We start from the raw sequence: 26884 nt of genomic DNA on the forward strand, positions 1-26884 counted from the left end.
GCACAGAACACCGTTCCCAGATCGCGGAAATCTGTCGAAGGCGGGGTGGGTCCGGTTGCGGGGGTGTCCGCGGCATGGATGCCGCGGCCAAGCCCCCAGGGACGGGTTTACGGCGTCCCCTGCAACCGGACCCACCCCGCCATCCCACGGATAGCCCGCTGTTGCTGTTGCTGTTGCTGTTGCTGGCGCCGTTGCTTCTGCGGGTGCCGGGCGCCGCCCGGCCGAACCCCCATTCACTCAGTGTTAGCGGCCGCAGCCGGATCATCCCGCCGCCATGTCCCTCCGTCCCGCCCTCGTCGCGCTGTTGTTGCTGTCTGGCCTGTGGCCAGGGCTGGCCGCTGCGCGCATGGTCTACCGCTGCGTGCAGGGCAACACCGTCAGCCTGGCCACCGCACCGGAGCCCGGCTCGCGCTGCACGCCGAAGGAGATCGACGACAGCGCCGTGCAGACCCCCAACCTGTGGGGCAACATGGGCGTGTTCAGTGGCGTGCTGTACGAGCGCGAGCAGGACGGCAAGCTTGTCTATTCCACCCGCAACCTGCCCGGCTCGCGGGTGTTCCTGAAGTTCACCGTGGCCACACCGCCGGGCGAACCGGCGCACGAAGGCCTGGGCAAGGTCGGCAAGCCCCAGCTGGCCCAGCACGCAAAACAGTTCAAGGCGGCGGCCAAGGCCACCGGCGTGGACGATGCCTGGTTGCGGGCGATCGCCCACGCCGAAAGCAATTTCGACGCGCTGGCGGTGTCCAGCAAGGGCGCGCAGGGCGTGATGCAGCTGATGCCGGACACCGCGCTGGAATACGGCGTGCGCGACCCGTTCTCGCCGCAGCAGTCCATCGACGGCGGCGCCCGCTATATGCGCGCGCTGCTGCGTCGCTACAACGGCGACCGTCCGCTGGCAGCGGCGGCCTACAACGCCGGCATCGGTGCGGTGGCGCGCTACAAGGGCGTGCCACCGTATGCCGAAACCCTGGCCTACGTGGACAAGGTGATGGCCCTGTATACGCGCTACCGCGAAGCAATGGGCATCCGTATCGAAGTGCCGGCAAAATGACCGGCGATCAGCGCGATGTGGAAATGCTGTAGAGAGGGTAGCGCTCAATCCGGCCGACGCGGTTGATCGCGGCACGCACATCGGCACGCTGTTTCAGTTCGCGCCAGCGCTCGTCGGCCACCCGCTCCGCGGGCAGCGAGGGATACACGCGCATGTCCTGCAGGCTGAGCAGTGCGTCGGTGCGATCCTCTGCGGATTCCAGTTGGCTTATCAGCGCGGCTGCGGCGGCCTCCATGTCGCCTTCTTCAATCAGCAGCTCCATATGGATCTGGGGTGCGTCCTTGCGGTGGCTGACGATTTCCGCGCGCGCGGCCGCCGCTGCCGCCAGATCGTTGTTCTCGCGCGCATGCACGAAGGTCAGGTAGGCGCGCGCCGCCAGCCCGAAGGGCGACAGCCCGTCCATGCCGGCAAGCAGGGTGTCGCTCTCGCGTTCGTGGCCAGTGGCAGACAGCATGAAGGCCAGATTCATGCGGTGCTCGGCCGCGTCCGGGCCAAGGGCACCGACCGCATCGGTCAGTCGTGCGGCCGCCACAGAGTCGTCGATGCGATCCAGCCGGCGCAGTGCCAGCGTGCGGTAGTCCAGCAGCCACGCCAGCCACGTTGCCTCCTCACCCGCAGGACGCTGGCCGGCACTGACCATCCGCGCCATGTCATCGGTGAACTGCACGATCTGCTCGTTCTCGCCCACCATCAGCTGGATGAAGCCGAACGCAGCCAGCTTGGCATTCAAGCGGCGGTCGAGCAGGCCCGACACGCGCAGGTCATCCAGCTTGCGCTGTGCCACCTGCTGCGGATCGAACCGCGGATCGCGGCGATCGACGTAGCGGTCGAAGCGCTTGTCGCTGCGCAATGCGATCACCTCCAACGGTGTATCGATGCGGGCAATCGTGGCAGCTGCCTCTGCGCTGCGGCCGTGCTCGACCTGCAATGTCGCCAGCACCAGCCAGAGGCCGGTGGGTTCAACGCCATCCCCCGTCCACTGGTTGTCGAACAGGCTCTTCAGCAGGGCCATGCGTTGAGCCGGCTGCGCACGCAGCGTGTACTGCAGGTAGCTGACGGTCTGCATATCAACCTGCACTGGGCCATCTGCATGGGTGGCCGCTTGCAGCAGGTGTAGGGTTGCGGCGGCGGTGTTGTCCTCGGCCAGTTCCACCGATACCAGGGTGGCCAGCGTGGCCGGGTCGTTCGGCAGCGCGGTCAGTGCCTGCTGCAGGTAGCGGCGGGCAACGCCGGGGGCATCCTGCATCAACGCGGTGGCACCGGCGATCTGCGCGTTGCGCCCACGCACGGCGGGCTCCAGACGGGCGAACAACGGATCGTCCATCAGCCGTTCGAACGCGATCATGGCACCCAGCATGTTGCCGCTGCCGGCCATCATCAACGCCGACTCCCACCGTTGCTGGTAGGCGGAAAAGGGGGTATCCGCGATCTCCTGCGCTGGCGCCTCGGGATGGGGCTCGACGGCGTGTGCAGATGCTGCCGCCAGCACGGTGAGCAGCAGCGCGGCGAGAGGCAGGGTAGGTCGGGACATGACGGCATCCATCCTTGGAAAGTGCGTTGATTTGAATGCGAAGTGCGTTGATTTGAACCCGCGAAGGGCTGCCACCACAAGCACCCCCGCATTTGCAGCGGCGCGGCCTTGGCAGCCGGGAGTGCAGCGACTATCGTCTGACCCTCTTCACGGTCTGGCAGGCGAACAGGAACGATGGCACGGCGGCATTGGATGGCGGCAGGCGTAGTGGTGGCAACAGCGGTGGCGCTGGCGGCAACCTGGTGGGAGTTCCCGGCATCGGGCCCGACAGTAGCGAGTGGCCCGGCCGCCACGCCGCTGGGCTGGACCGCACAGATCGAACTGCTGGCTGGTGATGGCCATCCMGGTGATCGCGATGGCGCCGCCGCACAGGCACGCTTTGCCGACCCCTACGCGCTGCTGGCCAGTGCCAATGGCAGCGTCTACTTCACCGATGCCGGTGACAACAACCGCATTCGCCGCCGCCTGCCCGATGGCCGTATTGAAACGGTAGCGGGGCAGGGCGAGGGTCGTGTTGATGGGCCTGCCCTGCAGGCAAGTTTCAACACGCCTTCGGGTATTGCCGCCGATGCGCAGGGCAACCTGTATGTGGCCGACACCGGCAATCATGCGATCCGGCGCGTCAGTACCGATGGACAGGTGACGACGCTGGCCGGTGGCCAGCAAGGCTTCGCCGATGGTCCTGCCGCGCAGGCGCGCTTCGATGGRCCGATGGGCATCGCCGTGGATGCGCAGGGRCAGGTCTATGTGGCYGATACCTGGAATGACCGCATCCGSGTGATCGGTACCGATGGCAACGTGCGTACGTTGGCCGGCGGCGACCGCCCGGGCTTCGCCGATGCGCTTGGCGCTGACGCTCGTTTCGATACACCGGTGGCGCTGGCCTTCGATGCGCACGGCGCACTGCTGGTGGCCGATCTGTTCAACAACGCAGTGCGGCGCGTCGGCACCGATGGCATGGTCAGCACCGTCGTTGCCCGCGGGGAGGTCATCAATGGCCCGCTGTCACTGGCCACCACGCATGACGGCGTGCTGTACGTGGGTGACCTGGATGGACGCATCGTGCAGGTGACCCCGCAGGGGCATCAGCTGGCACTGCTGGGCAATGACCGCCTGCCACGCCTGGCGCGCCCCAGCGGTCTGGCGGTGGAGGCCGACGGCACCCTGCTGGTGGCCGATTCCGCGGCTTATCGCCTGCATCGCCTGCGCCCGTTGCCGGTGGGTGAACTGCCCGCACCGGCGCTGGTGGGCCCGGCCTCGGATGCGGCGCTGCCGGACAGTGGCGGGCGCTGGCCACTGGCACCGCAGGATGGCTGGCACGAAGTGGTGGGCACGCTCGGCGAGGTGCGCGGCACCTTCCAGGGCGAGAGCCGCCACCACCTGCACGGCGGCTTCGATGTGCGCGGCGATGTCGGCCAGACCGTACTGGCGATCGCCGAGGGCAAGATCAGCAGCCCGATTGCCGCCTGGAGCCTCGGTGGGCAGGCTGAGGGCCTGGCCGTGGACCGGTTGAAATACATCCACATGCGCGTCGGTCGCACGCCACGCGGCGAACCGTTCGACGCGCGCTGGCAGCCGCTGTACGCCGAAGACGGCACGCTGGAGCGCATCCGCGTGCGCCGTGGTACACGCATCCACGTCGGCGACCGCCTGGGCAGCATCAACAACCAGGCGCACGTGCACCTGGCCGTGGGCAATGGCGGTTTCGAGACCAATGCGGTGGCGCTGGGGTTCAAGGGCTATGCCGACCACTTCGCGCCGCGCATCACCGATGTGGCGCTGCTGGACGACAACGACCAGCCACTGGCCGCCGGCAGCGATGGCGTGGTGATGCTGGCCCGGCAGGGACGCGGCGTGCAGATCGTGGTGGAAGCCTGGGACCAGGTGGACAACAACCTGCCGCGTCGCCGGCTGGGGCCGTACCAGGTGGGCTACCAGATCCTCGATGCCGCCGGGCAGCCACTGCAGGGCTACGAGCAGCCGCGCTGGAACATCGTCTTCAACCGCATGCCACCGCAGAAGCAGGCGGTGAAAGTGGCTTACGCACCCGACAGCGGCATCACCGTGCATGGCAGCGCGGTCACCCGCTTCCGTTATCTGGTGACCAACACCGTGCGCGATGGGCTGATGGAAACCGGGCGCTGGCAGCCGGCGGCGTTGCCGCCGGGCGAGTACATCGTGCGTGCCAGTGCGCGCGACTACAGCGGCAACGAAGGCGTGGGCCCGCGCGACATCAGGGTACGGCTGCTGCCATAGCCGCGGCCGGGGCGCCGCAGCGTTCGCGCTCGGCGTCCATGTCTTCCAGCGGCCGCACCTCGATGCTGCCGAAGCGGGCCCACGGGAAGCCCTGGGCGATACGCATGGCCTCATCGCGGTCACGAGCAACGATCAGGTTGAAGCCGGCCAGCAGTTCGCGGGTTTCGGCGAAGGGGCCATCGAGTATCCGGCTGTGACCATCGCGCACGCGCAGGGTCTGCGCTGATTCGATCGGCTGCAGTTTCTGCGCGGCCAGCAACGTGCCTTCGGCCTGCAGTTTGTCGGCATGGGCGAGGCAGTCGCGCATCAACGTATTGAAGTCGTCGATGGGCAGTGTGCGCAGCAGTGACGGGTCGATGTAGATCAGAAGCAGGTACTGCTGCATGGCGGAGTCCTGGCGGGGGCGGGGGTCCATGATCGCGCAGGTTTGCGCGGGGGCATGCTGCACTGCGAAAGGCAGAGCGGGAAGCGCGCCTTCGGCGGGGATTGGCGAACGGCGGGGCCCCTCCGTGGTGGGGTTGGGCGTGAAGAGCTGCATCTCTGCGGGTTGGCCGGGCAAGTGGGCTGCGCAGGGGACGCCGTGAATACGTCCTTGTAGGCTCGGGCGCGCCATCCATGGCGCTTACGCCCCTGCGCAACCCACCCGCCCGGCCACGGACAGGTTCCTGCGGCGTCCACCACGGGAAATCACAGGAAAAGGCAAACGCGGGTCGCTTCGCTCGCAAAGCGAAGGCTGCCAGCCAACCGCTTTTGCTGTTGCTGTTGCTGTTGCTGTTGCTTCTGCCTTTTTTCTTGATCTTCCCGTGGTGGTTCGGCCACCGGAATCTGTCTGGGGCTGGGCGGGTGGGGTTGGCGGGGTATCCGCGCCATGGATGGCGCGGCTAAGCGTCCAGGGACGGATTCACGGCGTCCCCGCCAATCCCACCCGCCCAGCCTTCACTCGGAAACCCAGCTTCCAGCGACCAACCCCACCCCACCACGGAGGGGCCCCGCCGTTCGCCGATCCCCGCCGAAGGCGCGCTTTCCGCAGGAAAAATAATCTGCACGACGGTGTCGATCCTCGCGCCCCTGGTTCGTTGTAAGAGGGAAGGGCACGCACCCGCAGCCCAGCGGAGACCGCAATGAAAGTGATGGTGATCGTCAAAGCCAACGCCGATTCCGAAGCCGGGCGCATGCCCAGCGAACAGGAACTGGCCACCATGGGCGCCTACAACGAACAACTGGTGGCCGCCGGCATCATGCTTGCCGGGGAAGGCCTGCATGCCACTCAGCGCGGCCGGCGCGTCCATTTCGGTGGTGGTACGCCCCGGGTCGAGAGCGGCCCGTTCGGCCCGGCCGGCGAGCAGATCGCCGGGTTCTGGCTGTGGGACGTGCGCTCGCTGGACGAGGCCACCGAATGGGCCAGCCGTGCGCCCTTCGGCGCGGGCGGTGCCCTCGAACTGCGCCCGTTGATCTCCGCCGAAGACTTCGGCGAAGCCTTCACCCCTGAATTACAGCAGCAGGAACAGCGTCTGCGTGAGCAGCTCGACCGTGCCTGAGTACGGTCGCGCATTCATCCCATCCTACGGAGCATTCCCATGAAACTGATTCCCTTCCTCGGCTTCAGCGGCCAGGCCCACGACGCAATGGCGTTCTATGCCAAGGCACTCGGCGGCCAGGTCACGTCGGAAATGAAGTACCGCGACATGCCGCCGTCCGACGGCTCGCCGGGCTGCAATGAAATGCCGGCCGACACCCTCGACCATGTGGCCCACAGCCAGCTGGAGATCGGCGCGGCGATCCTGATGGCAGCCGATGGTCCCGGCGGCGGCGAGGGTGGCTCGACCACCATCAACGTCGACGTGGACAGCATCGAAGAAGCCGAGCGCGTTTTCGCGGCGCTGGCCGAGGGTGGCCAGGTGCAGATGCCGATCGCCGAAACCTTCTGGGCCCACCGCTGGGGCATGTTGACCGACCGCTACGGCAAGCCGTGGATGGTCAACTGCATGAAGCAGCCCTGATTTTCCTTTTCTCCATCCATCGCAGGGAACCGCACCGATGAGTACACCGCAACCGCAGATGATCTTCGTCAACCTGCCCGTGCAGGATCTGGAAAAAGCCAAGGCGTTCTTCGCCGCGTTGGGCTACAGCTTCAACCCGGCCTTCACCGACGAGAACGCCGCCTGCATGGTGGTCAGCGAGAGCATCTTCGTGATGCTGCTGGTCAAGCCGTTCTTCCAGCAGTTCACCACCAAGGGCATCGCCGATGCGCATGCGCAGACCGAGGTGATCACCTGCCTGTCGGCTGACAGCCGCAAGGCGGTGGACGCCATGGTGGACAAGGCGCTGGCCGCCGGTGCCAGCGAACCGCAGCCGGGGCGCGACTACGGCTTCATGTACCAGCGCGGCTTCCAGGACCTGGATGGACATCTCTGGGAAATCGCACACATGGATGGCGAGCCGGGCTGAGCGGCCGCCGCAGGGAGAATCCCCATGGCTTACGTGGATGCTTACGTATTGCCGTGCCCGCAGGACAAGGTGGCGGCCTATCGCCGCCTTGCCCGCCAGGCCGGCGCAGTGTGGAAGGACCATGGCGCGCTGCAGTACATGGAATGCGTGGCCGATGACGTGCAACCCGGGAAATCGACCTCGTTCCCGCAGGCGGTGAAGCTCAAGCCGGGCGAAACGGTGATCGTGGCCTTCGTGGTGTTCCGCACGCGTGCCGCGCGCGACCGCATCAACAAGAAGGTGATGGCCGACCCGCGGCTGGCGCATATCGGCCCGAAGGACATGCCGTTCGATACCAAGCGCATGTTCTGGGGCGGCTTCAAGCCGATCGTGGAAGCGTGAACGCCGGCGCTTGTGCGGGCCGGGCCCGCATGCTGTGATCGGCGCATGCACGAGCCCGCCCTGAGCCAGCGCCTGGACACCCTCTGGCGGATGGAATCGCCAGTGTTGATCGCGCGCCTGGCGCGCCTGCTCGGCGGCGATGTCGGTCGTGCCGAAGAGCTGGCCCAGGACACCTGGCTGGCCGCGCTGGAGCGTTGGCCGGTGCAGGGCATCCCGGACAATCCTGGAGCCTGGCTGATGACCACCGCGCGCAACCGCGCCATCGATGTGCTGCGCCAGCACCGTCGGGTGGCGCAGCAGCATGCGCAATGGGGGGAGGAACTGCATCCGGCCGCATTGCCCGCGCCCGACGACAGCCAGGCGCTGGAAGACGACATCGGCGATGACCTGCTGCGGCTGATGTTCGTGGCCTGCCATCCAGTCCTGCCTGCCGACGCGCGGGTGGCGCTGAGCCTGCGCCTGCTGGGCGGGCTGACCACGACCGAGATCGCCCGCGCGTTCCTGCAGCCGGAGCCGACCATCGCCCAGCGCATCGTGCGTGCCAAGCGCACGTTGGCGCAGAAGCAGATCCCCTACGAAGTGCCGCGTGCTGATGCATTGCCGGAGCGACTGGCCTCGGTGCTGGAGGCGATCTACCTGGTGTTCAACGAAGGCTATGCAGCCAGTGCAGGCGACGACTGGATGCGACCGGCGCTGTGCGCCGAGGCGCTGCGGCTGGCGCGCATCCTCGCCCATCGCATGCCGGTGCCGCCGGTACTGGGCCTGTTGGCGCTGATGGAACTGCAGGCCTCGCGCGCGGCGGCACGGGTGGATGCGCAGGGTGCGCCGATCCTGCTGGACCAGCAGAACCGGGCGCGCTGGGACTGGCTGCAGATCGAACGCGGCCAGCAGGCACTGGCGCGTGCGGTGTCGGCGGGTGGCGGCGATGACCCCTATGTGCTGCAGGCGCGGATCGCCTTCTGCCATGCCAGTGCGCGGCGTGCCGAAGACACCGACTGGGCGCGCATCGCTGCACTGTATGCGCAGCTGCTGCAGGTAATGCCATCGCCGGTGGTGGCATTGAACCGGGTGGTGGCGGTGTCGCGCAGCGAAGGCGCGTTCGCGGCATGGGCACTATTGCAGCCGCTGCTGGATGAGCCACGGCTGCAGGGCTACGCACCGCTGATGGTCGTGCGCGGCGAACTGCTGCAGCAGTTGGGGCGGGAGCAGGACGCGCGTGACGCATTCGCCTCGGCAGCGGCGTTGAGCCAGAACCAGGCAGAGCGGACCCTGCTGCGGCAACGGGCCGGCCTGCCGCAGGAAAATTGAAGCCGACAAGGTCAGCACTTGTCGGTTTGCCCCGGAGCGGCTATGTTTCGCGCCCAGCGGGCGTGTTCGCGCCTGTCATTCGTGTGTCGTGACCGAGGAGCGGTTGGATGTTTTCAAGGACGAAGAGCGCACCGCGCGCTTTTGCGCGCCTGCTTGCCTATGCCCTGTGCCTGGCCGTATGGCCGTTGGCCAGCCAGGCCGCAGACAAATCGCAGCAGGCCTACTGGGCCGGCTTTGCCTATACCGCTGACGCCGCCGCCGTACAGGCGACCACCCCGCATGCGCATGCCGTGCTGGAAAAGCGTGGCCTGATTCCGCTCAACCAGACCCTGGCACAGGCGCTCAAGCGCCGCGCGCCGGCCAACCTGGAACTGATCGACCAGCCGGTGGCGATGCTCGATGGCACCACCAGTGCCGTGGTGCTGGCCGCTGCGCTGGACCGCGAGCTGGTATCGGTCGAACCGATCGGCGACCAGTACAAGGTGCTGGTGGAAGTGGCACTGCAGGCGCTGTTCTTCGATTTCCGCGAGCGCCAGGTGATCGCCTCCTATCCGCTTACCCTGCAGCGCATCGACGTGCAGGAGTACCGCCCGGACAGCGACGATATCGATGCGATCGTCGCCGATCTGCTGTACGGCGGTGCCGATACCAGCCTGTCGCAGGTGCTGGCCACCACCCTGGCCCAGGCCAAGCTGCCGGAAGCGGCCACGCGTCGCCTGCAGGTGGGTGCGGTGACCTTGTCCGACGCCACGCTGGCCAAGCTGCCCGACCCGAAGTGGGCCGGTCCGCTGCGCGCCACGCTGGCCCATGAGCTGTCCAAGACGCTGTCGTCCAATACCGGTGTCGGCCTGCTGCCGCCGGCCTCGGGCCAGGTGATCGGCGGTGCCATGGCCGCGCGCTTTGCCGACGGCAAGGTCTACCAGCTGAAGATCCCCGAGGCCGACTACGTCATCAGCCTGCAGGTGGATGCGCTGAAGAACGGCGTCATCAGTGAAACGCCGGCGATGAAGACGATGCTGTTCGGCGCGTTCTTCACCGCCAAGGTCACCGAGCCGTTCTCCGGCAAGGTGTACTTCGAACAGCCGCTGCGCAAGGGCGCCACCAAGGTGGTGCCGGTCACGCAGTGGCAGGTCGACCAGTGGTCGGCCAGCTACGAAACCCTGCTGGCCGGCTTCGATGCCTTCGCCGGCGCCGCCGCCAAGCGCGCCGACTCGCGCGCCTGGCTGGACGAGCAGAAGCCAGGCGGACGCCCGCTGCAGCAACAGACCCAAGCCCTCCAGGAGTTGATCAAATCATGTCGCTGATGCGTACCATCCTGCTCATCCTCATCGCCCTGGCGGTGGCCTCGCCGGTCGCCGCGCAGACCGCCAGCTCGCGCGGTACCGGTTCGGCCAGCTACAGCCTGCGCCTGAGTGCCGATACCCGTGCGCAGGCCCTGAACAAGGCCAAGGCCAATGCACTGGAGGCGTACATCGCCGAATCCGGTGCGGCCAAGCTGCGCCTGTTCGAATCGCGTCGCGCCGAGTTCCTCGGTGAAATCGACCGCTACGTGCTCAGCGCCGTGCAGCTGTCGGACAACGAAGACAAGAAGGCCAAGACCTACAGCGTCACCGTCCGCGCCGAAATCAACACCACCCTGCTGCAGACCAAGCTGGATGCCGGTTCGGCCGTGGCCGGTGCCACCGCCGCACAGCGCTCGCTGCTGACCTTCCTGTTCATGGCGCGCTCGCAGGACACCGTGCAGTCGTTCCAGGACAAGGAATACCGCCGCGTCGACGCCAGCAGCAGCTACAGCGAGAACACCCGTGAGGGCGACAGCTTCCGCGGCAACTCGGTCAGCACCAACGGCAGCATCAACCAGAACGGCTCGGTGTCGGTCACCAGCGGCGGCAGCACCACCGCCCGCAGCGACAACATCAGCTGGAAGGTGGCCAACGCCGCCGAAGTCAACACGGCCATGACCGGTGCCTTCAGCGCCGCCGGCTACGAAGTGGTTGAAGCCGAATACGTGGAAGGCGAGTCGCGCGGCCTGCTCAGCATCGAGCGCATCCGCAAGGACTTCAGCACCGGCAACGATCTCTCCGCGGCCACCCTGCGCGATACCGCCAACGGCATCCGTGCGGCGAACATCCCGTACATTGCCGTCGGTACCCTCGACGTCGGCATGCGCGACCGTGATCCGGCCAGCGGCAACACCCGCGTGTTCGTCACTGTCACCGGCAAGGTGCTGGACGTGACCGGTCGCTTCCCGCGCACCGTGTCGTCGGTGGGCCCGGTGCAGTTCTCCGGTACCGGCCCGAACGAAACCGTCGCCCGCACCAATGCACTGCAGCTGGCTGCCGAAAAGGCCGCCCAGCAGATGATCAACGAACTGAACGTCAAGGCGGTCCGCTGACGTTACCGCTGCGCTCGCCGGGCATGGCCCGGCGTTACCGGCCCTGGTGGGTGCCGAGCGTGCTCGGCACTGACCCGCTGCTAYCCCCGATCCCGCGCGCCGCATTGCGGCCGTCTCTCMCAAAGGACTCTTCCATGATCCGTAATACCGCTCTCGTCGTTGCCATCGCGGCCGCTACCCTGTCGATGCCGGCCCACGCCCAGTTCGGCAAGCTGAAGGACCTGGCCGGCGGCGCCACCGGCACCTCCAGCAGCAGCGCCAGCGCTGCCGCCCCGGACGAAGCCGCGCAGGAAGCGCTGGTCCGTCGTTTCGTCAGCTCGCAGTCGCACTCGCTGCAGGCGCAGAGCTCCTTCGCCCGTGCCTTCGGCCTGGCCGAGCAGGTGCAGCTGCTGGAAGCCGAGCGCCAGGCGCTGTCGTCCGGTTCGGTGAACGTCGATGCGATGAAGAAGTCGGTGTCGGTCAGCGAAGCCGCCCAGGCCGCCATCGACGAGCGCCAGGCCGCACAGCCGGAACTGAACGCTGAATCCAAGCAGCACTACGCCGAAGGCCTGGTCTCGCTGCTGGCCTCGGCTGCCGAAGCACAGAAGCTGAGCGGCGAAGCCAGCGGCTTTGCGGCCGGCATGAAGAACCTGGGCGCCACCCAGATGGCCACCGTTGGCCGCAAGCTGGCCGCCGGTGCCTGGGTTGCCAAGGAATCGCCGGGCTTCATCAAGGGCCTGTACGGCTCGACCAAGTCGGCTGTGACCTTCGCCAAGAAGAGCAAGGTGAAGGTGCCGTCCAACGCCGATTCGATGCTGGATTCGCTCTGATACGAGGCAGCTCCGCATGCGTACGACGACTCGATTGATCGGCCTGGGCCTGGCAGCGGCCCTGCTGGCAGCCTGCGGCAAGCAGGATGCACCGGCAGAAACCGCTCCGGCCAAGGACAAGGCTGCCAGTGCACTGGCCAGCAATGCGCCGGTGCAGGAAGCGCCCCTGCGTGGCACGCCGGATTTCGGCGGCACCACCCAGGTCGCGCGTGAAGCCGACGGTATCGGCAGCACCCCGGAACTGGCGGTGCTGGCGGCATTGCAGTCGGCCGTGGCCCAGGTCAACGGCGTACGCGTGGCCAGCCAGATGCAGAGCCTGCGCGCAGGCCTGCATGTGGACGTGGACGGTGAACACGTCGGCGATATCCGCGCCGACGCGTTCTCCCAGCAGATGATTGCCGGCTCGCAGGGCGCGGTGCTGGGCTATGAAATCCTCTCGCAGGATGAAGTGAGCCAGCTCGACGAAGAAACCATCGCCCGCGTGCGCGCCAGCGACGAAGGCTGGAGCTTCAAGGGTTCGGCCTCGGCCAGCGCTTCCGGCGAAGCCTCCGCCAAGGGCGGCTCGGCGTCGGCCAGCGTCAAGGAAAACTACGAAGAGCAGGTCAAGGTAGACGCCAAGCGCGGTGCCAGCTCCTTCGATTCGGATGTCACCCGGCGCAGCATGCGCAGCTACTGGAAGGTGCGTGTCCGCGCGCAGATTGCCCAGTACCGCGCACCGGATGAAGAAGGCAAGCCGAAGATCGTGGTGGCCCTGCCGCGCACCAAGTCGGGCAGCTATGCCGTTGGCGATGGCCGGGTGAATGCCGACGAGGTCGCCCAGGCGATCCGCGCGCGGCTGTCCGACACGCTTACCCAGACCCAGCGTTTCATCGTGCTGGACCGCGAGTTCGGCGACGAACTGCAGGCCGAGATCGACCACATCAACAGTGGCAACGTGCGCCTGCAGGACACCGCGCGCGTTGGCCAGCAGCTGGCGACCGACCTGATCCTGATTCCGACCATCGAACGGTTCGAGTACCCGCGCAGCGTGCGCAACCTGCGCATGTCCGATCGCCAGGTGACCTCGTATTCCGGTGGCGGCCGCATCACCCTGCGCCTGGTCAATGCCACCACCGGCCAGGTGGTGATGTCCGACAGCTTCGACCATCAGTTGGCCTCGACCGGCCCGAGCACGCTGCCGCGCGTGGTCAATGGCCGCAGCATGGCCGCCTCGATGATGGACTCGCTGTCCGGGCAGATCGGCAGCACGATCGTCACCACGCTGTTCCCGGTGTCGGTGGTGTCCGTCGATGGCGACCAGGTGGTGCTGAGCCAGGGCGGTGACACCGTGCAGGTCGGCCAGCGCTGGCAGGCCGTGCGCCTGGGCGAAGAGCTGAAGGACCCGCAGACCGGCCGTTCGCTCGGCCGCAGCGAGCATCCGTGCTGCACCATCCGCATCGACCGCGTTGCCGCGCAGACGTCCTACGGCACCCTGGAAGAGGGCGTCGACGCGATGCGCGGTGGTTTCCGCCCCGGCCAGATCGAACTGCGCCAGAAGCTGGGCAGCAAGCCCAAGGCCGCCGCCGGCGCAACCGCATCGGCCGCCCCGGCCGCCGCAGCGCGCCCGGCCAGCAAGCCGAAGCCCAAGCCCGCCGCCGCCCCGGCCGAAGACCCGAACTGGTAAGACACCTCGGTTCGAGGCACGTGGGGGTCAGAGACCTTTCCCGCCGGGAAAGGGATCTGACCCCTTCTTGTTGCGTGTCGACCAAGGTCGACACCTACCAAGAGCATCACAGAACGCCGTTCCGACAGATCGCAGAAATCTGTCCAAGGCGGGGAGGGTCCGGTTGCGGGGGTGTCCGCGGCATGGATGCCGCGGCCAAGCCCCCAAGGATGGGTTTACGGCGTCCCCCGCAGCCGGACCCTCCCCGCCATCCCACGGAATGCAGCTTCTGCTGTTGCTGTTGAGGTTGCCGGCCAGCGGCCGGCACTACCGCGGCTGCCGGGTGCAGGGCGCAGCCCTGCCGAACCTCTTACCCCTTACACTCCAGAACGATTTCCCTGCTGGAGAGAGCAATGAAGCGAGTAGTACTGGGCGTGCTGGCCCTGTCGGTGTCGAGCGCACTGATGGCGGCCACCCCGAAATTCGATGGCGCGCGGATCTCCGCCGACGTCAAGGAACTGGCCTCCGACGCCTACGAAGGCCGCTCCCCGGCCACCGCCGGCGAACAGAAGACCATCGCCTTCCTCAGCAAGCAGTTCGCCGACGCCGGCCTGCAGCCCGGCGGCGACCTGAAGGACGGCAAGCGCCTGTGGACCCAGGCCGTGCCGCTGCGCAAGGGCGACATCGTCGGCACCCCGCAGCTGTCGCTGCAGCAGGGCGGCAAGACCATCGCGCTGGAGCAGGGCAAGCAGATCGCCGTGCGTGCAGCCATGAACGGTGCGACCAGCGTGGATATCAGCAAGGCACCGCTGGTGTTCCTCGGTTACGGCGTAAAGGCGCCGGAGCGCAACTGGGACGACTTCAAGGGCGTGGACCTGAAGGGCAAGATCGCCGTCGTGCTGATCAACGACCCGGACTTCGAAACCGGCAAGGGCGACTTCGACGGCAAGGGCATGACCTGGTATGGCCGTTGGCCGTACAAGTACGAAGAAGGCGCACGCCAGGGCGCACTCGGCGTGCTGATCGTGCATGAGACCGCCCCGGCGTCGTATGGCTGGGCCACGGTGGCCGGCTCCAACACCAACACCATGTTCGACGTGGTGCGCGACAATCCGGCTGACAGCCATCCGCTGCTGGAAGGCTGGATCCAGCGCGATCTGGCGGTGGAACTGTTCCGCTCGGCCGGGCAGGATTTCGAGGCGCTGAAGAAGAAGGCGCAGCAGCGCGACTTCACCCCGGTGCCGCTGACCGGCGCCAGCCTGGATGCGAAGTACGCGGTGAAGACCGAAGTGATCACCTCGCACAACGTGGCCGCGCGCCTGGAAGGCAGCACGCATCCGGACGAGACCGTCATCTACAGCGCGCACTGGGACCACATCGGCGTGGGCGAGCCCGACGCACGCGGCGACCGCATCTTCAACGGCGCGCTGGACAACGCCAGCGGCACCGCCTCGCTGATTGAACTGGCGCGTGGCTTCGCCAAGGCACCGCGTCCGCAGCGTTCGGTCGTGTTCCTGGCGGTAACTGCCGAGGAGAAGGGCCTGCTGGGTTCGGAGTACTACGCAACGCACCCGCTGTACCCGCTGGAAAAGACCGTGGCGATGATCAACATGGACGGCATGGCGCCGTTCGGCCCGTCGCGCGATTTCGGCATCTACGGCGCGGCGCGCTTCGAGCTGCTGGACCAGTTGAAGGACGTGGCCAAGGGCTGGGACATCCGCTACACGCCGGACCCGAAGCCGGAGGCCGGTCTGTTCTTCCGCTCCGACCACTTCCCGTTCGCCAAGCGYGGCGTGCCCGCGCTGTCCTGGTCGGCCGGGCAGGACTGGGTGGACGGTGGCGTCGCGGCGGGCAAGAAGGCGTCCGAAGACTACACCGCCAAGCGTTACCACCAGCAGGGCGACGAGTGGCAGCCGGACTGGGTGTTCGCTGGCGCCGCCCGCGACCTGGAAGTGCTGTACACCCTGGGCAACCAGCTGGCCAATTCGCGCAGCTGGCCGAACTGGAGCAAGGACGAGGCGTTCCGCGCCGTGCGTGACGCCAGCGCCGACCAGCGCAGATAAGGGAATGCGCCGGGCTCACCCGGCGCCTCCCCGGTTGCCGGCAGCTGGCCGGCAACCTGGTAGTGCCTGGTAGTGCCGGCCGCTGGCCGGCAACCCGGTGATGCCTGGTAGTGCCGGCCGCTGGCCGGCAACCCGGTGATGCCTGGTAGTGCCGGCCACCGGCCGGCAACCCTACCAGAACCGGTTCCATCCACCCTTTCCCGGTCTTCGTCGCACATCGCTTGTTTGCCCGAAGGGCCGCTCTATGCTCGGCTCACCCCTTCCACCAAGGCGCCGCCGTGATCGCCAGCTTCTCCCTCATCATCCGTCATCTGCTGGCCTGGGCCGCGGCGCTGTTCGTTGCCGGCATGGTCTGGAGTGGCATCTTCAGCGGCATGAACGACGGCCCAGGCTGGGTGTTCGGGCTGCTGGTGATGTTCCTGATGATCTCCGCGCTGGGCAGCGCGATCACTCACGTGCGCCGGGTCTGGCTGGTGGCCGGTCGCCTCGATGGCGCCACCTTGTCCGGCCGCCAGCGCCGGCAGATCGAACTGCCGATGGATGCCGGCCAGGCCTTCGCAGTGGTCGAGGCTGCCGTCGGCGAACTGCCGCGGGTGGAAGAGGTGGAGAGTTCTGCTGGCAGTCTGCAGGTACGTGCCTATGTGCGGCGCGTCGACCTGTGGAACGGCCGGCAACCGTCGCGCTGGAACCTGCCGGCGCGGCTGGCGATCAAACGCAACAGTGTGCTGGCCACGGTAACGCCGGGGCAGGGCACCAGCACGGTGACCCTGCTGTTCGAACCGGACGCCGGCTGGTGGGCCGATCTGCTGGCACTGGATGAAGGCAGCAACTATGAGAACGCCGAAGCGGTGACCCGTGCGATCAGTCGCCGTGTGGCTGACCAGCGCCGCGACGAGCAGGCCGCTGCCGAACAGACCCAGGTGGAAAAGGAACTGTCGGTCGCGCGCTTGAACCTGCTGCACGCGCAGGTCGAGCCGCACTTCCTGTACAACTCGCTGGCCAATGCGCAGGTGCTGACCCGCACCGACCCGGCGCGCGCCGAGCAGATGCTCGGCCACCTGATCCAGTACCTGCGCAGTTCGCTGCCGCAGGTGGACGAATCGGTTTCCACGCTGGGCGTGGAGCTGGAACGTACCCGCGCCTATCTGGAAATCCTGCGCATCCGCATGGGCGCACGGCTGGCGGTGGAAGTGCAGGTGCCCACCGAGCTGCACGAAGTGAAGATGCCGGCGATGGCGCTGCAGACCCTGGTCGAGAATGCGATCAAGCACGGCCTGGAGCCCAAGCCAGGCGGCGGCACGATCTGGATTCTCGCGCGTGGTTTCGATGACCATGTCACCGTGACGGTCGCCGACGATGGGCTCGGTTTCGGACAGGGCACCAGCGGCACCGGCATCGGCCTGAAGAACCTGCGCGAGCGCCTGCGCTTGACCTGCGGCGAGCAGGCCGGAGTGGCGATCGTGGCCAATTTCCCCAGTGGTGTAGCCGCTACCATGACCCTGCCGCAGTCGGCCAAGGAGCCCAGCCATGCCGCTTGAAGCGCTGATTGCCGAAGACGAGGAGCTGCTGCGGCACTCGCTGGTCGAGCAGCTCGGGCGGCTGTGGCCGGAGCTGAAGCTGGTGGCCGAATGCGAGGACGGTGCCAGTGCGCTGGAACAGCTGGCCGAGAAGCAGCCGGACATCGCCTTCCTCGACATCCGCATGCCCGGCATCAGCGGCATCGAAGTGGCGCGGTCATTGGCCGAACTGAGCCCGCGCACGCAGGTGGTGTTCGTCACCGCCTACGACCAGTACGCCATCGATGCTTTCGAGCAGGGCGCGATGGATTACCTGCTCAAGCCGGTCAGTGACGAACGGCTGCTGGCCACGCGCGATCGCATTCTTTCGCGGCTGCCATCCGCGCGCCAGGACGATGCGGTGCTGGAGCGCCTGCTGCAGCGCCTGGGTGCAGGCCCGGTCGCCAACGACCGGCCGCCCCTGGCCTGGATCACCGCCAGCAATGGCCGCGATACGCAGCTGATCATGCTCGACGATGTGATCTATTTCCGTGCTGACAACAAGTACACCACGGTGGTCACTGCCGCCGGCGAAAGCCTGCTGCGCACACCGCTGCGCGAGCTGCTGGAAGTGCTCGATCCGCTGCACTTCCGCCAGGTGCAYCGYTMCACCATCGTCAACATGAAGGCGGTAGCAGCCGTCAGCCGCGACGATACCGGCCGTGGCGTGCTGCGCCTGCGCCAGCGTGCCGAAACCCTGGTGGTCAGCCAGCCGTTCATGAGTCTGTTCCGCGGCATGTAGCCGCAGCCATTGCCATCCACCGAGGAACGAACATGCGCCGTATCCTGCTTGTAGGTCTCGCCGTGCTGGCCATCGCCGGCTGCGAAAAGTCCAGCAACACGTCGATCACCCGCACCAATGCCAATGGCGTGGACACGCTGTACAGCAAGAGCACGGTGGTCGATGGCGTGGCGCGTTTCGAATGCATCGCCAGCAGCAGTGGCCAATGCCATTACCTGGTGCTGGCGCCGGGCTGCAGCACCGACACCGCTTGCGCGAAGCCGCCGCTGCGCCGGTTCGCGGTGGCCGCAGGCAAGACCGAGCAGGTCAGTGGCCTGCCGAAGGACTTCCGCCAGTGCGTCAGCGACGTGCAGAAAGAACAATGCCACCGTGACTGAGCACGGTGGCATTGTGGCTCCCCCCGGATTGCGTTCGGCTCAGTAAGCGGGCTGCAGCGTCATGTCGTGATGGTGTTCGGTTTCACCGACATGATTCAGGCGACCCACCAGTTCGGAGTGCTGCTTCATGCGSCCGATCTCGSKCATGATGCGGATGTCCTCGTGGCGCAGCTCGCGCTTGGCGGTGACCGCCTGCTTGTAGTCCAGCACTTCCGGATAGTGTTCAGCCAGGTCCAGCGCTTCGGCCACGTGCTCGACGCTGTCGGCCTTGGAGGTGATGCGCGCGCGGCTGTTGAAGGCCTTCATCCAGCGTTCGAAGCCCGCTGTGCGGTCGAACATGTTGGCCATGAACCAGATCACGAACAGGATCGAGATCCACGAGCCGAACACCACGACCACGCGGGTGAAGGTGATGTGGTAATCGTCGCGCCACAGGTAATTGGTGATCAGGCCGAGGATCAGCAGCGAAGCTGCCTGCCATCCGACGATCGAAGTGATCAGCCATTGGCACTTGGCCTGGGCCAGCACCGCCACTTCATCGCGGATCTGCTGTTCGCTGAGGCTGCGCCAGTGCGCGACCTGTTTTTCGAACGGGCTGCTGTAGAGCTCGTTGTCGCGAAGCAGTAATCCCAAACCCTTGAACAAAGCAATCATGGCTGGCTCCTTGTGGAACGTGCGGCGATCTGCAGTGGACGGTGTGGCGGGTTCAGTTCTAGCACTTCCAGCGAGCGGTGCAATGGCCTCAAGGCCACGCGGCACAAGGGTTCTGTCTGAACAGGTGAATATTGTTGCGACGCAGCATTGCCCGCGTGGCCTGCGACAAGATGTCGCAGGGTGAAATGTGCTGCGCGCGCACATGAAACCGACGCTGAGCGGATGGGCTCGCTGTGCCGGTCGTGATCGACCAGAATCGGGGTGGACCGCGCAGGACGTGGTCCGTCCCTCCGCCGATCTGGACCCGTGATGCCGCCGTTGCTGCACCGTCTTTCCCGCCCCGTCACCGCGCCGATCCGGCGCTGGGTCCTGGATGCGTTTCCGCGTGGCCAGAGCGGCATCGACTACGACCATCCRCTGGGCGATCCCGGCTGGTTCGGGCCGGACAGCRTCACCTGGCGGATGCACGCTGAGCTGCCCTCGATGCTGGCCGGCGGTCTGTGTGCGCTGATGCTGCAGACGCTGCATCCGCGCGCGCTGGCCGGTGTCTACGATCATTCCAATTTCCGCCAGGACCTGGTCGGCCGCCTGCGCCGTACCACTGCTTTTGTGGCCGGCACCAGCTACGCGCCGGCGCGCGAGGTGGAAGCGCTGGTGGCCAAGGTGCGGCGCATCCACGCGCAGGTTCGCGGGCATACCGCGCAGGGTGAGCCGTATGCCGCCGATGATCCGCACCTGCTGACGTGGGTGCACGTGACCGAGGCCTACGGCTTCCTGCAGGGCTATCGCCGCTACGGGCGCGAGGTGCCTGCCGCGATCGCCGACCGCTATTACGACGAGTACCGCTGCGTGGCCGAAGCGCTGGGCGCGGCGGACGTACCACGCAGTGCAGCGGAAGTGGATGCGTATTTCTGTGCACGGCAGCCGGAGCTGGTGGTGGACGAACGCTCACGCGAAGTGTTGCAGGTGCTGTCCGGCGTGCGCCTGCCGGTGCCGGTGCCCGGCCTGTCGCGCGAGATCTTCCTCGGTGCCGGTGCCGCGCTGCTGCCGGAGTGGGCCGAGGGCATGCTAGAGCGCAGCACGCGCCAGCGTGCGCAGGCCGCAGCTTCGGCGAAGCTGATGCAGGGCATGGCGCCGCTGTTCCGCCGCGCGCTGCCCGACGGCCTGGCGAGCCGCGCCTGCGCCCGCGTGGGTGTGCCGGTGGAATCGTTGCGCGAGTGGCCGGCATTGCCCCGGTAGGCGCCGACCTTGGTCGGCGCGCCTTGCCGCGGTGCCCATCCATGCGATGCGTGGATGCCGGAAGAACGCCAACCAAGGTTTGCGTCTACCCATGGAAATAAAACGGGCGCCTTTCGGCGCCCGTCTGCGTTACATCACCACACCTTGACCCGCTTGTCCGGGGCCAGGTACAGCTTCTGGCCTTCCTTCACTTCAAACGCCGGGTACCAGGCGTCGATGTTGCGCACCGTCAACGCGCGGAACTGGCCCGGTGCATGCACGTCGGTCAGCAGCGAATTGCGCAGCGCCTGCTCGCGGCTCTTGCTGCGCCAGGCCTGGGCGAAGCCGAGGAAGAAGCGCTGGTCCGGGGTGAAACCTTCCAGGGTCTGGCCCGGCTTGCCCTGCAGCGACAGCTGGTAGGCGTCGTAGGCGGTACCCAGGCCGGCGACATCGGCGATGTTCTCGCCCAGCGTCAGCTTGCCGTTCACATGTACACCCGGGAACGGCTCGTAGCTGCTGAACTGCGCGGCCAGTGCATCGCCGGCTGCGTTGAACTGCTTGAGGTCTTCGGCCGTCCACCAGTTGTGCAGCTTGCCGGTGTCGTCGAACAACGCACCGGCGTTGTCGAAGCCATGGCTGATTTCGTGGCCGATCACCGCGCCGATCGCACCGTAGTTCACTGCGTCGTCGGCGGCACCGTCGAAGAACGGCGGCTGCAGGATCGCCGCCGGGAACACCAGGCGGTTTTCCAGCGGCACGTTCATCGCGTTGATGGTCTGCGGCAGCATCGCCCACTCGCTGTGGTCGACCGGCTTGCCCAGCTTGGCGATGTTGCGCTGGTACTCGAACAGCTCGGCGCGCTGCGCATTGCCCAGCGGATCATCACGACGGATGTCCAGGCCGGTGTAGTCGCGCCACTTGTCCGGATAGCCCATGCCCACGGTCAGGCCGGCCACCTTGGCCTTGGCGCTGGCCTTGGTCTGCGGCGACATCCAGGCCAGTGCATCGATGCGCTTGGCGAAGGCGGCGATGATGTTCTTGGCCATCTCGTCGGCACGTTCCTTGGTCTTCGCATCGAAGTGCTTTTCGACGTAACGCTTGCCGATGGCCTCGCCGACGGCATGGTTGGCGTCATCCACGGCACGCTTCCAGCGGTCGCTTTGCTGCGGCGTACCGCTCAGCGCGGTGCCGTGGAAGGCGAAGCGCGCATCGGCGAACTTCTTCGGCAGGTAGGCAGCGGCGCGGTCCAGCGCGTGGAAGGTCATGTAGTCCTTCCAGGCATCCAGCGGCTCGGTGGCCACCAGCTTGGACAGGCCGGCCACGGCCTTGGGCTGCCACACGATGAAGTCCTGCTGCTGGCCAAGCTTGGCGGCGTCCAGGAACGCGGCCCAGTCCATGCCCGGGGCCTTGGCGTTGAAGTCGGCCTGGGTCCAGGGGTTGGCGCCCTTGGTCACGTCATTGGTTTCTTCCTGCGTGGCATGCGCCTGGGCGATCTTCGTTTCCAGGGCGAGGATGCGCTGCGCCTTGCCGGCCGGGTCGGCCACGCCGGCCAGCTGCAGCACCTGCGCGATGTAGGCCTGGTACTGCTTGCGCAGGTCGGCCATGCGGCCACCGCCCAGGTAGAAATCGCGGTCCGGCATGCCCAGGCCGCCCTGCACCAGGTACGGCGCGGTACGGTCCGGCTGCAGCAGGTCCACCGACACCCACAGGCCGAACAGGCGGTCGGTGTAGAAGTTGGTGGCATTGAGCAGGTCGACGTCGGCGCGCACGTCGCCGCCGAGGGCGCGGGCCAGGCCGGCCTTGTCGGCGATCGCATCGATGTTCTTCAGCTGCGGCTGCACCGGTGCCAGGCCGCGCTGCTCGATGCCGGCCTCGTCCATGTAGGCGGCGTAGTAGTCGCCGATCAGCTTGTCTTCGCCGCTGGCCTGGGCGTTGCCGGCAGCGCCTTCCAGGATCGCGCGGGTGTCGGCCTGGGTCTTCTCGGCAATCACGTTGAAGCTGCCGAAGCGCGAGCGGTCGGCCGGAATCTCGGTGTTCTTCACCCAGCTGCCGTTGGCGAAACCGAAGAAGTCGTCACCGGCGGCGATGCTGCGGTCCATGCCACTGGCATCGAAACCAAAGCTGCCCAGCATCGGCTTGGCGGCAGCGGGGGGCGCCTCGGCCGGTGCGGCGGTGCCGGCGGCCGGATCGGCCGGGCGGTCGCAGGCGGCCAGGGACAGGCTGGCAACGATGGCCAGTGCCAGGGTGGGGCGGCGCAGCTTGGACATGGACTTCTCTTGCGGCGGAAAACTCCAAGTCTAATCCGCTGCGGGCCGGCTGGACGTGCTCGACAGGGCCAGCACTGTGCGTGATCTGGCTGAACACGCCGCAGCGATCTTCACGCGGTCACCGGCGTGGTGCATGCTGCGGGCTGGATGTCTGCAGCACCCGGGGGAGGGCGCATGCAGGACGGGTCGAGGCGTCAAGAATGGCGTCCGCCGGCCGTTGAGGTCGGGGATGTGGAGGAATCGTTCGCGCATGAAGCCAGCCGACTGCACAGGGAAGACCGACCGATGCCGGCGCTGAGACACGCGCTGGCCCGGCCGTTGCGTGCCATTACCTGGGGCGGCGTGGTGCTGGGCGTGCTGCTGGCGGCAGGCCTGGCCGCGATGCTGGCCAACGATTACCAGCGCCGGCTGGAAGCCGCGCAGCGGCAGAGCCGGGCGCTGGCGATAGGCAGCGAGCGCCTGCTGGCACTGGAGCTGCGCAACCTGGAACGGGCGATGGCCGGCATCGCCGCCGATGCCGCCGAGCTGTTCCGCACGGTGCCTGCGCAGGCGCCCGCGCTGCTGGACGCCGCCATAGCCGGCGTGCTGCGCCGGCACGCCGAACTGCACAGCATTGTCGTGCTCGATACCTATGGCCGCGCCCTGACCGCCGGCAAGGGCGACCTGCAGCTGCCACTGTGGACCGATCCGCAGCGACGCGGGCAGGGAAGTGCGCTGTACATCGGGCCGCCGCAGCGTGCCAGCGACGGTGGCTGGGTGGTGCCGCTGGCGCTGCCGATGGCTGGCGATCGCTGGCTGCTGGCACGGCTGCGCTGCGGCGAACTGCAGCGGATCGTGGGCGGTCTCGATGTGGGGCCCAGTGGTCTGGCCTCGATCAGCGACGCCGATGGCTACATGCTGGCCCGTGTCCCCGATCCGCACGGCACCGTCGGCCGCCGTTACACGCTGCCGGCACGCACGCTGCTGGGCCGGCAGGCAGTGGTCGAGCTGGGCAGCATTCCCGGCGCGGTGGACCAGATACCGCGCATCTCCACCATCAGCACCCTTGAGCGCAGTCCACTGGCGGTGCAGGTCGGCCTGGCAAACGAAGATGTGCTGAAGCCGTGGTGGCCGTATCTGCAGGCGGCGATTGCCATCATGCTGGCCTACGTGGCGCTGCTGCTGGTGCTGCTGTACGCGGTGCGCCGCAGTACGCACCGGCAGCAGTCGATGGCCGAAGAGCTGCGCACCGGCCACGCCGAGCTGCGCCTGGCCCATCAGGTGGGCCGCGTATGCACCTGGTATGTCGACGAAGACGCTGCGCTGCTGCGCTGGTCACCGCTGGCGCGCGAGATCTTCGGCGTGCAGACCGATGCGCTGCCGGTGGCCGAATTCTTCGCCCGCGTGCACCACGATGACAGCGCACGCATGCAGCAGGCTTTCGATCAGGCCTTCGCCGGCAACGCTGTACTCGACGAAGAATTCCGCCTGGTGCTGCCCGGCGGTGCCGTGCGCTGGGTTGCCGCGCGTGGCCAGCGGGTAGCGGTGGTCGATCGGCAGCGGCGCATGATCGGCGCACTGACCGACCTCAGCGAGCGCTACCAGGCACGCGAGCAGATGCGCCAGGTTGAACGCCGCTTCCGCCTGTTGTTCGATCGCAACCCCGCGCCGTTCTGGGTGTTCGATCCGGACACCTTGCGCTTCATCGAGGTCAACGAGGCGGCCGTGCAGCAGTACGGCTACAGCCGCGATGAATTCCTGGCGATGAGCATCCTCGACATCCGCCCACGCGAGGGCTGGGACGAGGTCAAGGGCGCGATCGCGCAGGTGCGCAGTGGTGAACTGCAGGACGCTGCGGTGCGCCTGCACCAGCGCAAGGATGGCACGGTGTTCGAAGTGCGCGTGCACCTGTCGCAACTGGATTTCGATGGCCAGCCCGCGTGCCTGGTGCTGGCCGAGGATGTCAGCGAGCGGCTGGCCTACGAGCGCGACCTGGCCTATCACGCACGCCACAACCCGGCCACCGGCCTGCTCAACGTGCGCGCACTGAGCGAACAGCTGGACGAGCAGGCCGGCGCCTACACCATCGCCTATGTGCAGCTGCGCGGGCTGCAGCTGGTGGCCGATACGCTGGGCCGCGAGATCGGTGATGCGGTCCTGCAGTCGATGGCCTCGCGCCTGGGCGGGCTGGGCGCGCGCTTCGGCCTGCTGGCGTTCCAGCCGGCGGAGGATTTCGTGCTGGCGATCGCGCCGGAACACAACACCCAGCGCGTGCTGGACGATCTGCTGCAGATCGTCTCGGCACCGATGCGCGGCCAGGATTCGCTGCACCAGTTCGAACCCCGCATTGGTGTGGCCGTACATGACGCCGACGCAGGCCACAGTGCCGAACAGGCGATCGGCATGGCCGCGCAGGCGGCGCACGCGGCCCGCGCCGAAGGCAACGTGGTGGCCTGGTTCGATGCGGCGGTGACYATCCGCCTGGCCGACCGCCTGCGCCTGGCCGGGCGCATCCACGCGGCCATCGACAACGAATTCCAGCTGTACTTCCAGCCGATCCGGCACGCCAGCGATGGCAGCCCGGCGTCGCTGGAGGCGCTGCTGCGTTGGCCGCAGGCCGATGGCAGCTTCATCCCGCCCAGCGAGTTCATCCAGTTGTGCGAGGACACCGGCCTGATCCTGGCGTTGGGACGCTGGGTGATCCGCGCAGCGGCACAGGCGCAGCGGCGTCTGGTCGAAGCCGGCTGGGGCGAGCTGTCGATCGCAGTCAATGTGTCGGCGGTGCAGTTCTTCAACAGCGATCTGGTGGCCGAGTTTGCCCGCGCGCAGCAGGATTTCGGCCTGGCCCGTGGTGCACTGCACGTGGAACTGACCGAGAGCAGCCTGATGCGCAAGCCGGCACAGGCGATGCAGACCATGCAGCGCCTGCACGAGCAGGGCATCCGCGTGTCGCTGGACGATTTCGGTACCGGCTACTCGAGCATGTCCTACCTGCAGCACCTGCCGCTGGACGTCCTGAAGATCGATCGCAGTTTTGTGGCCGACGTGGAGACCAATCCGCGCAACGCATCGATCTGCCGGGCACTGCTGTCGCTGGGCCACAGCATGGGGCTGACGATCATCGCCGAGGGCGTGGAAACGCCGGGACAGCTGGACTGGCTGGCCGCGCATGGCTGCGACCAGGTGCAGGGCTACCTGCTGGGACGGCCGGCACCGCTGGAAAAGATCATCGCGCAGCTGGATGAGGTTGTCGCCTAGGCCGCGCTTCGCGCTCGCCGGGCCATGCCCGGCGGACGCACGCTTACACCCCGGTTTCCACCAGGTAGTCGATGAAGCTGCGCACCTTGGGGGCGAGATGGCTGCGGCTGGTGTAGACGGCGAAGATGCCGATCGGCTCAGCTTCCCATCCGGGCAGGATGCGCACCAGGCGGCCATCGGCCAGGGCCTCGTGCAACAGGAAGTCCGGCTGCAGGATCACGCCCATGCCGGCAATCGCCGCTTCGCGCAGGACGTCGCCATTGTTGGCGCGCAGCAGGGTGGTCACTGCAACCTTCACTTCGCCACCCGGTCCCTGCAGGGGCCAGTGGTCGCCGGCGGCCCAGTAGCTGTAGCCGAGGCAGGCGTGGGTCTGCAGATCCTCGGGGGCCTGCGGTGTTCCGTGTGCGGCCAGGTAGGCCGGTGCGGCACACAGGCTGATCCGCGATTGGCCCAGGCGCCGCGCGATCAGGCTCGGGCCCGGTTCGCGGGTGATGCGGATGGCCACGTCGTAGCCTTCTTCGACCATGTCCACCAGGCGGTCGGACAGCGCCAGGTCCAGTTCGACCTGTGGGAAGCGCTCGCGGTAACCGGCCAGCAACGGACCGAGGCGGGCGATGCCCCAGCTGACCGGTGCGTTGATGCGCAGCGTGCCGGACGGCTCCAGCGCCTGTGCGCCGATGCTGGCCTCAAGCGCATCGAACTCGGCCAGCAGGCGCACGCACTGGGCGTAGTAGGCGGCACCGGCGCTGGTCGGGCTGACCCGGCGGGTGGTGCGGTGGAGCAGGCGGGTGGACAGGCGCTTTTCCAGTGCGGCGACCTGGCGGGTGACACCGGCCGTGGACATGTCCAGCGCCTGTGCGGCGGCGCTGAAGCCGTTGCGTTCGACCACCGCGACGAACACGCGCATGGCATCCAGGGTGTCCATTGTTGCGCCTTATGAAATAAATAC

The 26884-nt window shown here is 67.3% G+C and carries 22 protein-coding genes; 17 read left to right on the forward strand and 5 right to left on the reverse strand.

Translation table 11 applies throughout. The features are described 5' to 3' along the window. The first annotated feature begins 274 nt into the window (after positions 1 to 274). A complete protein-coding gene (locus tag AC1DJN_RS13505) occupies positions 275 to 1051 on the forward strand; it encodes a lytic transglycosylase domain-containing protein (protein ID WP_442251703.1) in 777 nt (258 codons plus the stop codon). 7 nt (positions 1052 to 1058) lie between these two features. Here the strand turns inward: AC1DJN_RS13505 and AC1DJN_RS13510 are convergent, their stop codons facing one another. Further along, complete coding sequence (locus tag AC1DJN_RS13510; RefSeq protein ID WP_442251702.1) at positions 1059 to 2582, reverse strand: hypothetical protein; 1524 nt, start codon at positions 2580 to 2582, stop codon at positions 1059 to 1061. A gap of 174 nt (positions 2583 to 2756) precedes the next feature. Here AC1DJN_RS13510 and AC1DJN_RS13515 point away from each other — a divergent pair, with 174 nt between their 5' ends. Next, on the forward strand, positions 2757 to 4838 hold the full coding sequence (locus AC1DJN_RS13515) for an SMP-30/gluconolactonase/LRE family protein (protein ID WP_032975547.1): 2082 nt from the start codon (positions 2757 to 2759) through the stop codon (positions 4836 to 4838). Here AC1DJN_RS13515 and AC1DJN_RS13520 read toward each other — a convergent pair. Next, positions 4816 to 5223 (reverse strand): YciI family protein, encoded by a 408-nt coding sequence (locus AC1DJN_RS13520; RefSeq protein WP_032975546.1) that lies wholly within the window; start codon positions 5221 to 5223, stop codon positions 4816 to 4818. The two genes, AC1DJN_RS13515 and AC1DJN_RS13520, sit on opposite strands and share 23 nt — an antisense overlap. Before the next feature lie 736 nt (positions 5224 to 5959). On the opposite strand from AC1DJN_RS13520, the gene AC1DJN_RS13525 reads away from it, so the two are divergent. The 13 genes from AC1DJN_RS13525 to AC1DJN_RS13585 all read left to right on the forward strand — a co-directional run bounded on the left by AC1DJN_RS13525 (position 5960) and on the right by AC1DJN_RS13585 (position 18559). Further along, entirely contained in the window at positions 5960 to 6376 is a 417-nt protein-coding gene (locus tag AC1DJN_RS13525; RefSeq protein ID WP_032977081.1) for a YciI family protein, read from the forward strand. A gap of 39 nt (positions 6377 to 6415) precedes the next feature. Then, complete coding sequence (locus AC1DJN_RS13530; RefSeq protein ID WP_025878381.1) at positions 6416 to 6838, forward strand: VOC family protein; 423 nt, start codon at positions 6416 to 6418, stop codon at positions 6836 to 6838. Positions 6839 to 6875: 37 nt separating this feature from the next. Further along, complete coding sequence (locus AC1DJN_RS13535) at positions 6876 to 7286, forward strand: VOC family protein (RefSeq protein WP_032977079.1); 411 nt, start codon at positions 6876 to 6878, stop codon at positions 7284 to 7286. Positions 7287 to 7310: 24 nt separating this feature from the next. After that, positions 7311 to 7667: a DUF1428 domain-containing protein gene (locus AC1DJN_RS13540; protein ID WP_025878383.1), complete on the forward strand. Its 357-nt coding sequence runs from the start codon at positions 7311 to 7313 to the stop codon at positions 7665 to 7667. A gap of 45 nt (positions 7668 to 7712) precedes the next feature. Continuing rightward, the gene (locus AC1DJN_RS13545; RefSeq protein ID WP_032977077.1) at positions 7713 to 8975 is read left to right on the forward strand and encodes an RNA polymerase sigma factor; all 1263 of its coding nucleotides are present in this window, start codon (positions 7713 to 7715) and stop codon (positions 8973 to 8975) included. A 107-nt stretch (positions 8976 to 9082) separates the two neighbouring features. Continuing rightward, positions 9083 to 10279 carry a hypothetical protein gene (locus AC1DJN_RS13550; protein ID WP_032977075.1) on the forward strand — a complete coding sequence of 399 codons (1197 nt, stop codon included), beginning with the start codon at positions 9083 to 9085 and terminating at the stop codon, positions 10277 to 10279. Continuing rightward, entirely contained in the window at positions 10270 to 11370 is a 1101-nt protein-coding gene (locus AC1DJN_RS13555; RefSeq protein WP_025878386.1) for a hypothetical protein, read from the forward strand. The genes AC1DJN_RS13550 and AC1DJN_RS13555 overlap by 10 nt, the downstream gene beginning before the upstream one ends. A gap of 134 nt (positions 11371 to 11504) precedes the next feature. Then, entirely contained in the window at positions 11505 to 12179 is a 675-nt protein-coding gene (locus tag AC1DJN_RS13560) for a hypothetical protein (RefSeq protein WP_478013623.1), read from the forward strand. 16 nt (positions 12180 to 12195) lie between these two features. Next, positions 12196 to 13842 (forward strand): CsgG/HfaB family protein, encoded by a 1647-nt coding sequence (locus tag AC1DJN_RS13565; RefSeq protein ID WP_025878388.1) that lies wholly within the window; start codon positions 12196 to 12198, stop codon positions 13840 to 13842. Between the two features lie 392 nt (positions 13843 to 14234). Beyond that, complete coding sequence (locus AC1DJN_RS13570) at positions 14235 to 15884, forward strand: M28 family metallopeptidase (RefSeq protein WP_032977069.1); 1650 nt, start codon at positions 14235 to 14237, stop codon at positions 15882 to 15884. 278 nt (positions 15885 to 16162) lie between these two features. After that, a complete protein-coding gene (locus AC1DJN_RS13575; RefSeq protein WP_032977067.1) occupies positions 16163 to 17422 on the forward strand; it encodes a sensor histidine kinase in 1260 nt (419 codons plus the stop codon). After that, the gene (locus AC1DJN_RS13580; protein WP_478039320.1) at positions 17412 to 18182 is read left to right on the forward strand and encodes a LytR/AlgR family response regulator transcription factor; all 771 of its coding nucleotides are present in this window, start codon (positions 17412 to 17414) and stop codon (positions 18180 to 18182) included. Before AC1DJN_RS13575 ends, AC1DJN_RS13580 begins: the two co-directional genes overlap by 11 nt. A 32-nt stretch (positions 18183 to 18214) precedes the next feature. Continuing rightward, positions 18215 to 18559: a hypothetical protein gene (locus AC1DJN_RS13585; RefSeq protein ID WP_442251700.1), complete on the forward strand. Its 345-nt coding sequence runs from the start codon at positions 18215 to 18217 to the stop codon at positions 18557 to 18559. Positions 18560 to 18598: 39 nt separating this feature from the next. Here the strand turns inward: AC1DJN_RS13585 and AC1DJN_RS13590 are convergent, their stop codons facing one another. Then, entirely contained in the window at positions 18599 to 19213 is a 615-nt protein-coding gene (locus AC1DJN_RS13590; protein WP_478039321.1) for a hypothetical protein, read from the reverse strand. Positions 19214 to 19522: 309 nt separating this feature from the next. On the opposite strand from AC1DJN_RS13590, the gene AC1DJN_RS13595 reads away from it, so the two are divergent. Continuing rightward, on the forward strand, positions 19523 to 20452 hold the full coding sequence (locus tag AC1DJN_RS13595) for an oxygenase MpaB family protein (RefSeq protein WP_478039322.1): 930 nt from the start codon (positions 19523 to 19525) through the stop codon (positions 20450 to 20452). Between the two features lie 134 nt (positions 20453 to 20586). Here the strand turns inward: AC1DJN_RS13595 and AC1DJN_RS13600 are convergent, their stop codons facing one another. Continuing rightward, the gene (locus tag AC1DJN_RS13600; RefSeq protein ID WP_442251698.1) at positions 20587 to 22698 is read right to left on the reverse strand and encodes a M13 family metallopeptidase; all 2112 of its coding nucleotides are present in this window, start codon (positions 22696 to 22698) and stop codon (positions 20587 to 20589) included. Between the two features lie 174 nt (positions 22699 to 22872). Here AC1DJN_RS13600 and AC1DJN_RS13605 point away from each other — a divergent pair, with 174 nt between their 5' ends. After that, positions 22873 to 25935 carry a bifunctional diguanylate cyclase/phosphodiesterase gene (locus tag AC1DJN_RS13605; protein WP_032952063.1) on the forward strand — a complete coding sequence of 1021 codons (3063 nt, stop codon included), beginning with the start codon at positions 22873 to 22875 and terminating at the stop codon, positions 25933 to 25935. A 43-nt stretch (positions 25936 to 25978) separates the two neighbouring features. Here the strand turns inward: AC1DJN_RS13605 and AC1DJN_RS13610 are convergent, their stop codons facing one another. Then, entirely contained in the window at positions 25979 to 26860 is an 882-nt protein-coding gene (locus tag AC1DJN_RS13610) for a LysR family transcriptional regulator (protein WP_025878397.1), read from the reverse strand. Between the last annotated feature and the right edge of the window lie 24 nt (positions 26861 to 26884).

The organism is Stenotrophomonas sp. 05L414_2 (assembly GCF_056397905.1).

Excerpts from the sequence above, each read along its gene's own strand:
- AC1DJN_RS13505 (WP_442251703.1), top strand. The coding sequence starts at position 275 with ATGTCCCTCCGTCCCGCCCTCGTCGCGCTGTTGTTGCTGTCTGGCCTG.
- AC1DJN_RS13510 (WP_442251702.1), bottom strand. The coding sequence starts at position 2,582 with ATGTCCCGACCTACCCTGCCTCTCGCCGCGCTGCTGCTCACCGTGCTG.
- AC1DJN_RS13520 (WP_032975546.1), bottom strand. The coding sequence starts at position 5,223 with ATGCAGCAGTACCTGCTTCTGATCTACATCGACCCGTCACTGCTGCGC.
- AC1DJN_RS13525 (WP_032977081.1), top strand. The coding sequence starts at position 5,960 with ATGAAAGTGATGGTGATCGTCAAAGCCAACGCCGATTCCGAAGCCGGG.
- AC1DJN_RS13530 (WP_025878381.1), top strand. The coding sequence starts at position 6,416 with ATGAAACTGATTCCCTTCCTCGGCTTCAGCGGCCAGGCCCACGACGCA.
- AC1DJN_RS13535 (WP_032977079.1), top strand. The coding sequence starts at position 6,876 with ATGAGTACACCGCAACCGCAGATGATCTTCGTCAACCTGCCCGTGCAG.
- AC1DJN_RS13540 (WP_025878383.1), top strand. The coding sequence starts at position 7,311 with ATGGCTTACGTGGATGCTTACGTATTGCCGTGCCCGCAGGACAAGGTG.
- AC1DJN_RS13545 (WP_032977077.1), top strand. The coding sequence starts at position 7,713 with ATGCACGAGCCCGCCCTGAGCCAGCGCCTGGACACCCTCTGGCGGATG.
- AC1DJN_RS13550 (WP_032977075.1), top strand. The coding sequence starts at position 9,083 with ATGTTTTCAAGGACGAAGAGCGCACCGCGCGCTTTTGCGCGCCTGCTT.
- AC1DJN_RS13555 (WP_025878386.1), top strand. The coding sequence starts at position 10,270 with ATGTCGCTGATGCGTACCATCCTGCTCATCCTCATCGCCCTGGCGGTG.
- AC1DJN_RS13560 (WP_478013623.1), top strand. The coding sequence starts at position 11,505 with ATGATCCGTAATACCGCTCTCGTCGTTGCCATCGCGGCCGCTACCCTG.
- AC1DJN_RS13565 (WP_025878388.1), top strand. The coding sequence starts at position 12,196 with ATGCGTACGACGACTCGATTGATCGGCCTGGGCCTGGCAGCGGCCCTG.
- AC1DJN_RS13585 (WP_442251700.1), top strand. The coding sequence starts at position 18,215 with ATGCGCCGTATCCTGCTTGTAGGTCTCGCCGTGCTGGCCATCGCCGGC.
- AC1DJN_RS13600 (WP_442251698.1), bottom strand. The coding sequence starts at position 22,698 with ATGTCCAAGCTGCGCCGCCCCACCCTGGCACTGGCCATCGTTGCCAGC.
- AC1DJN_RS13610 (WP_025878397.1), bottom strand. The coding sequence starts at position 26,860 with ATGGACACCCTGGATGCCATGCGCGTGTTCGTCGCGGTGGTCGAACGC.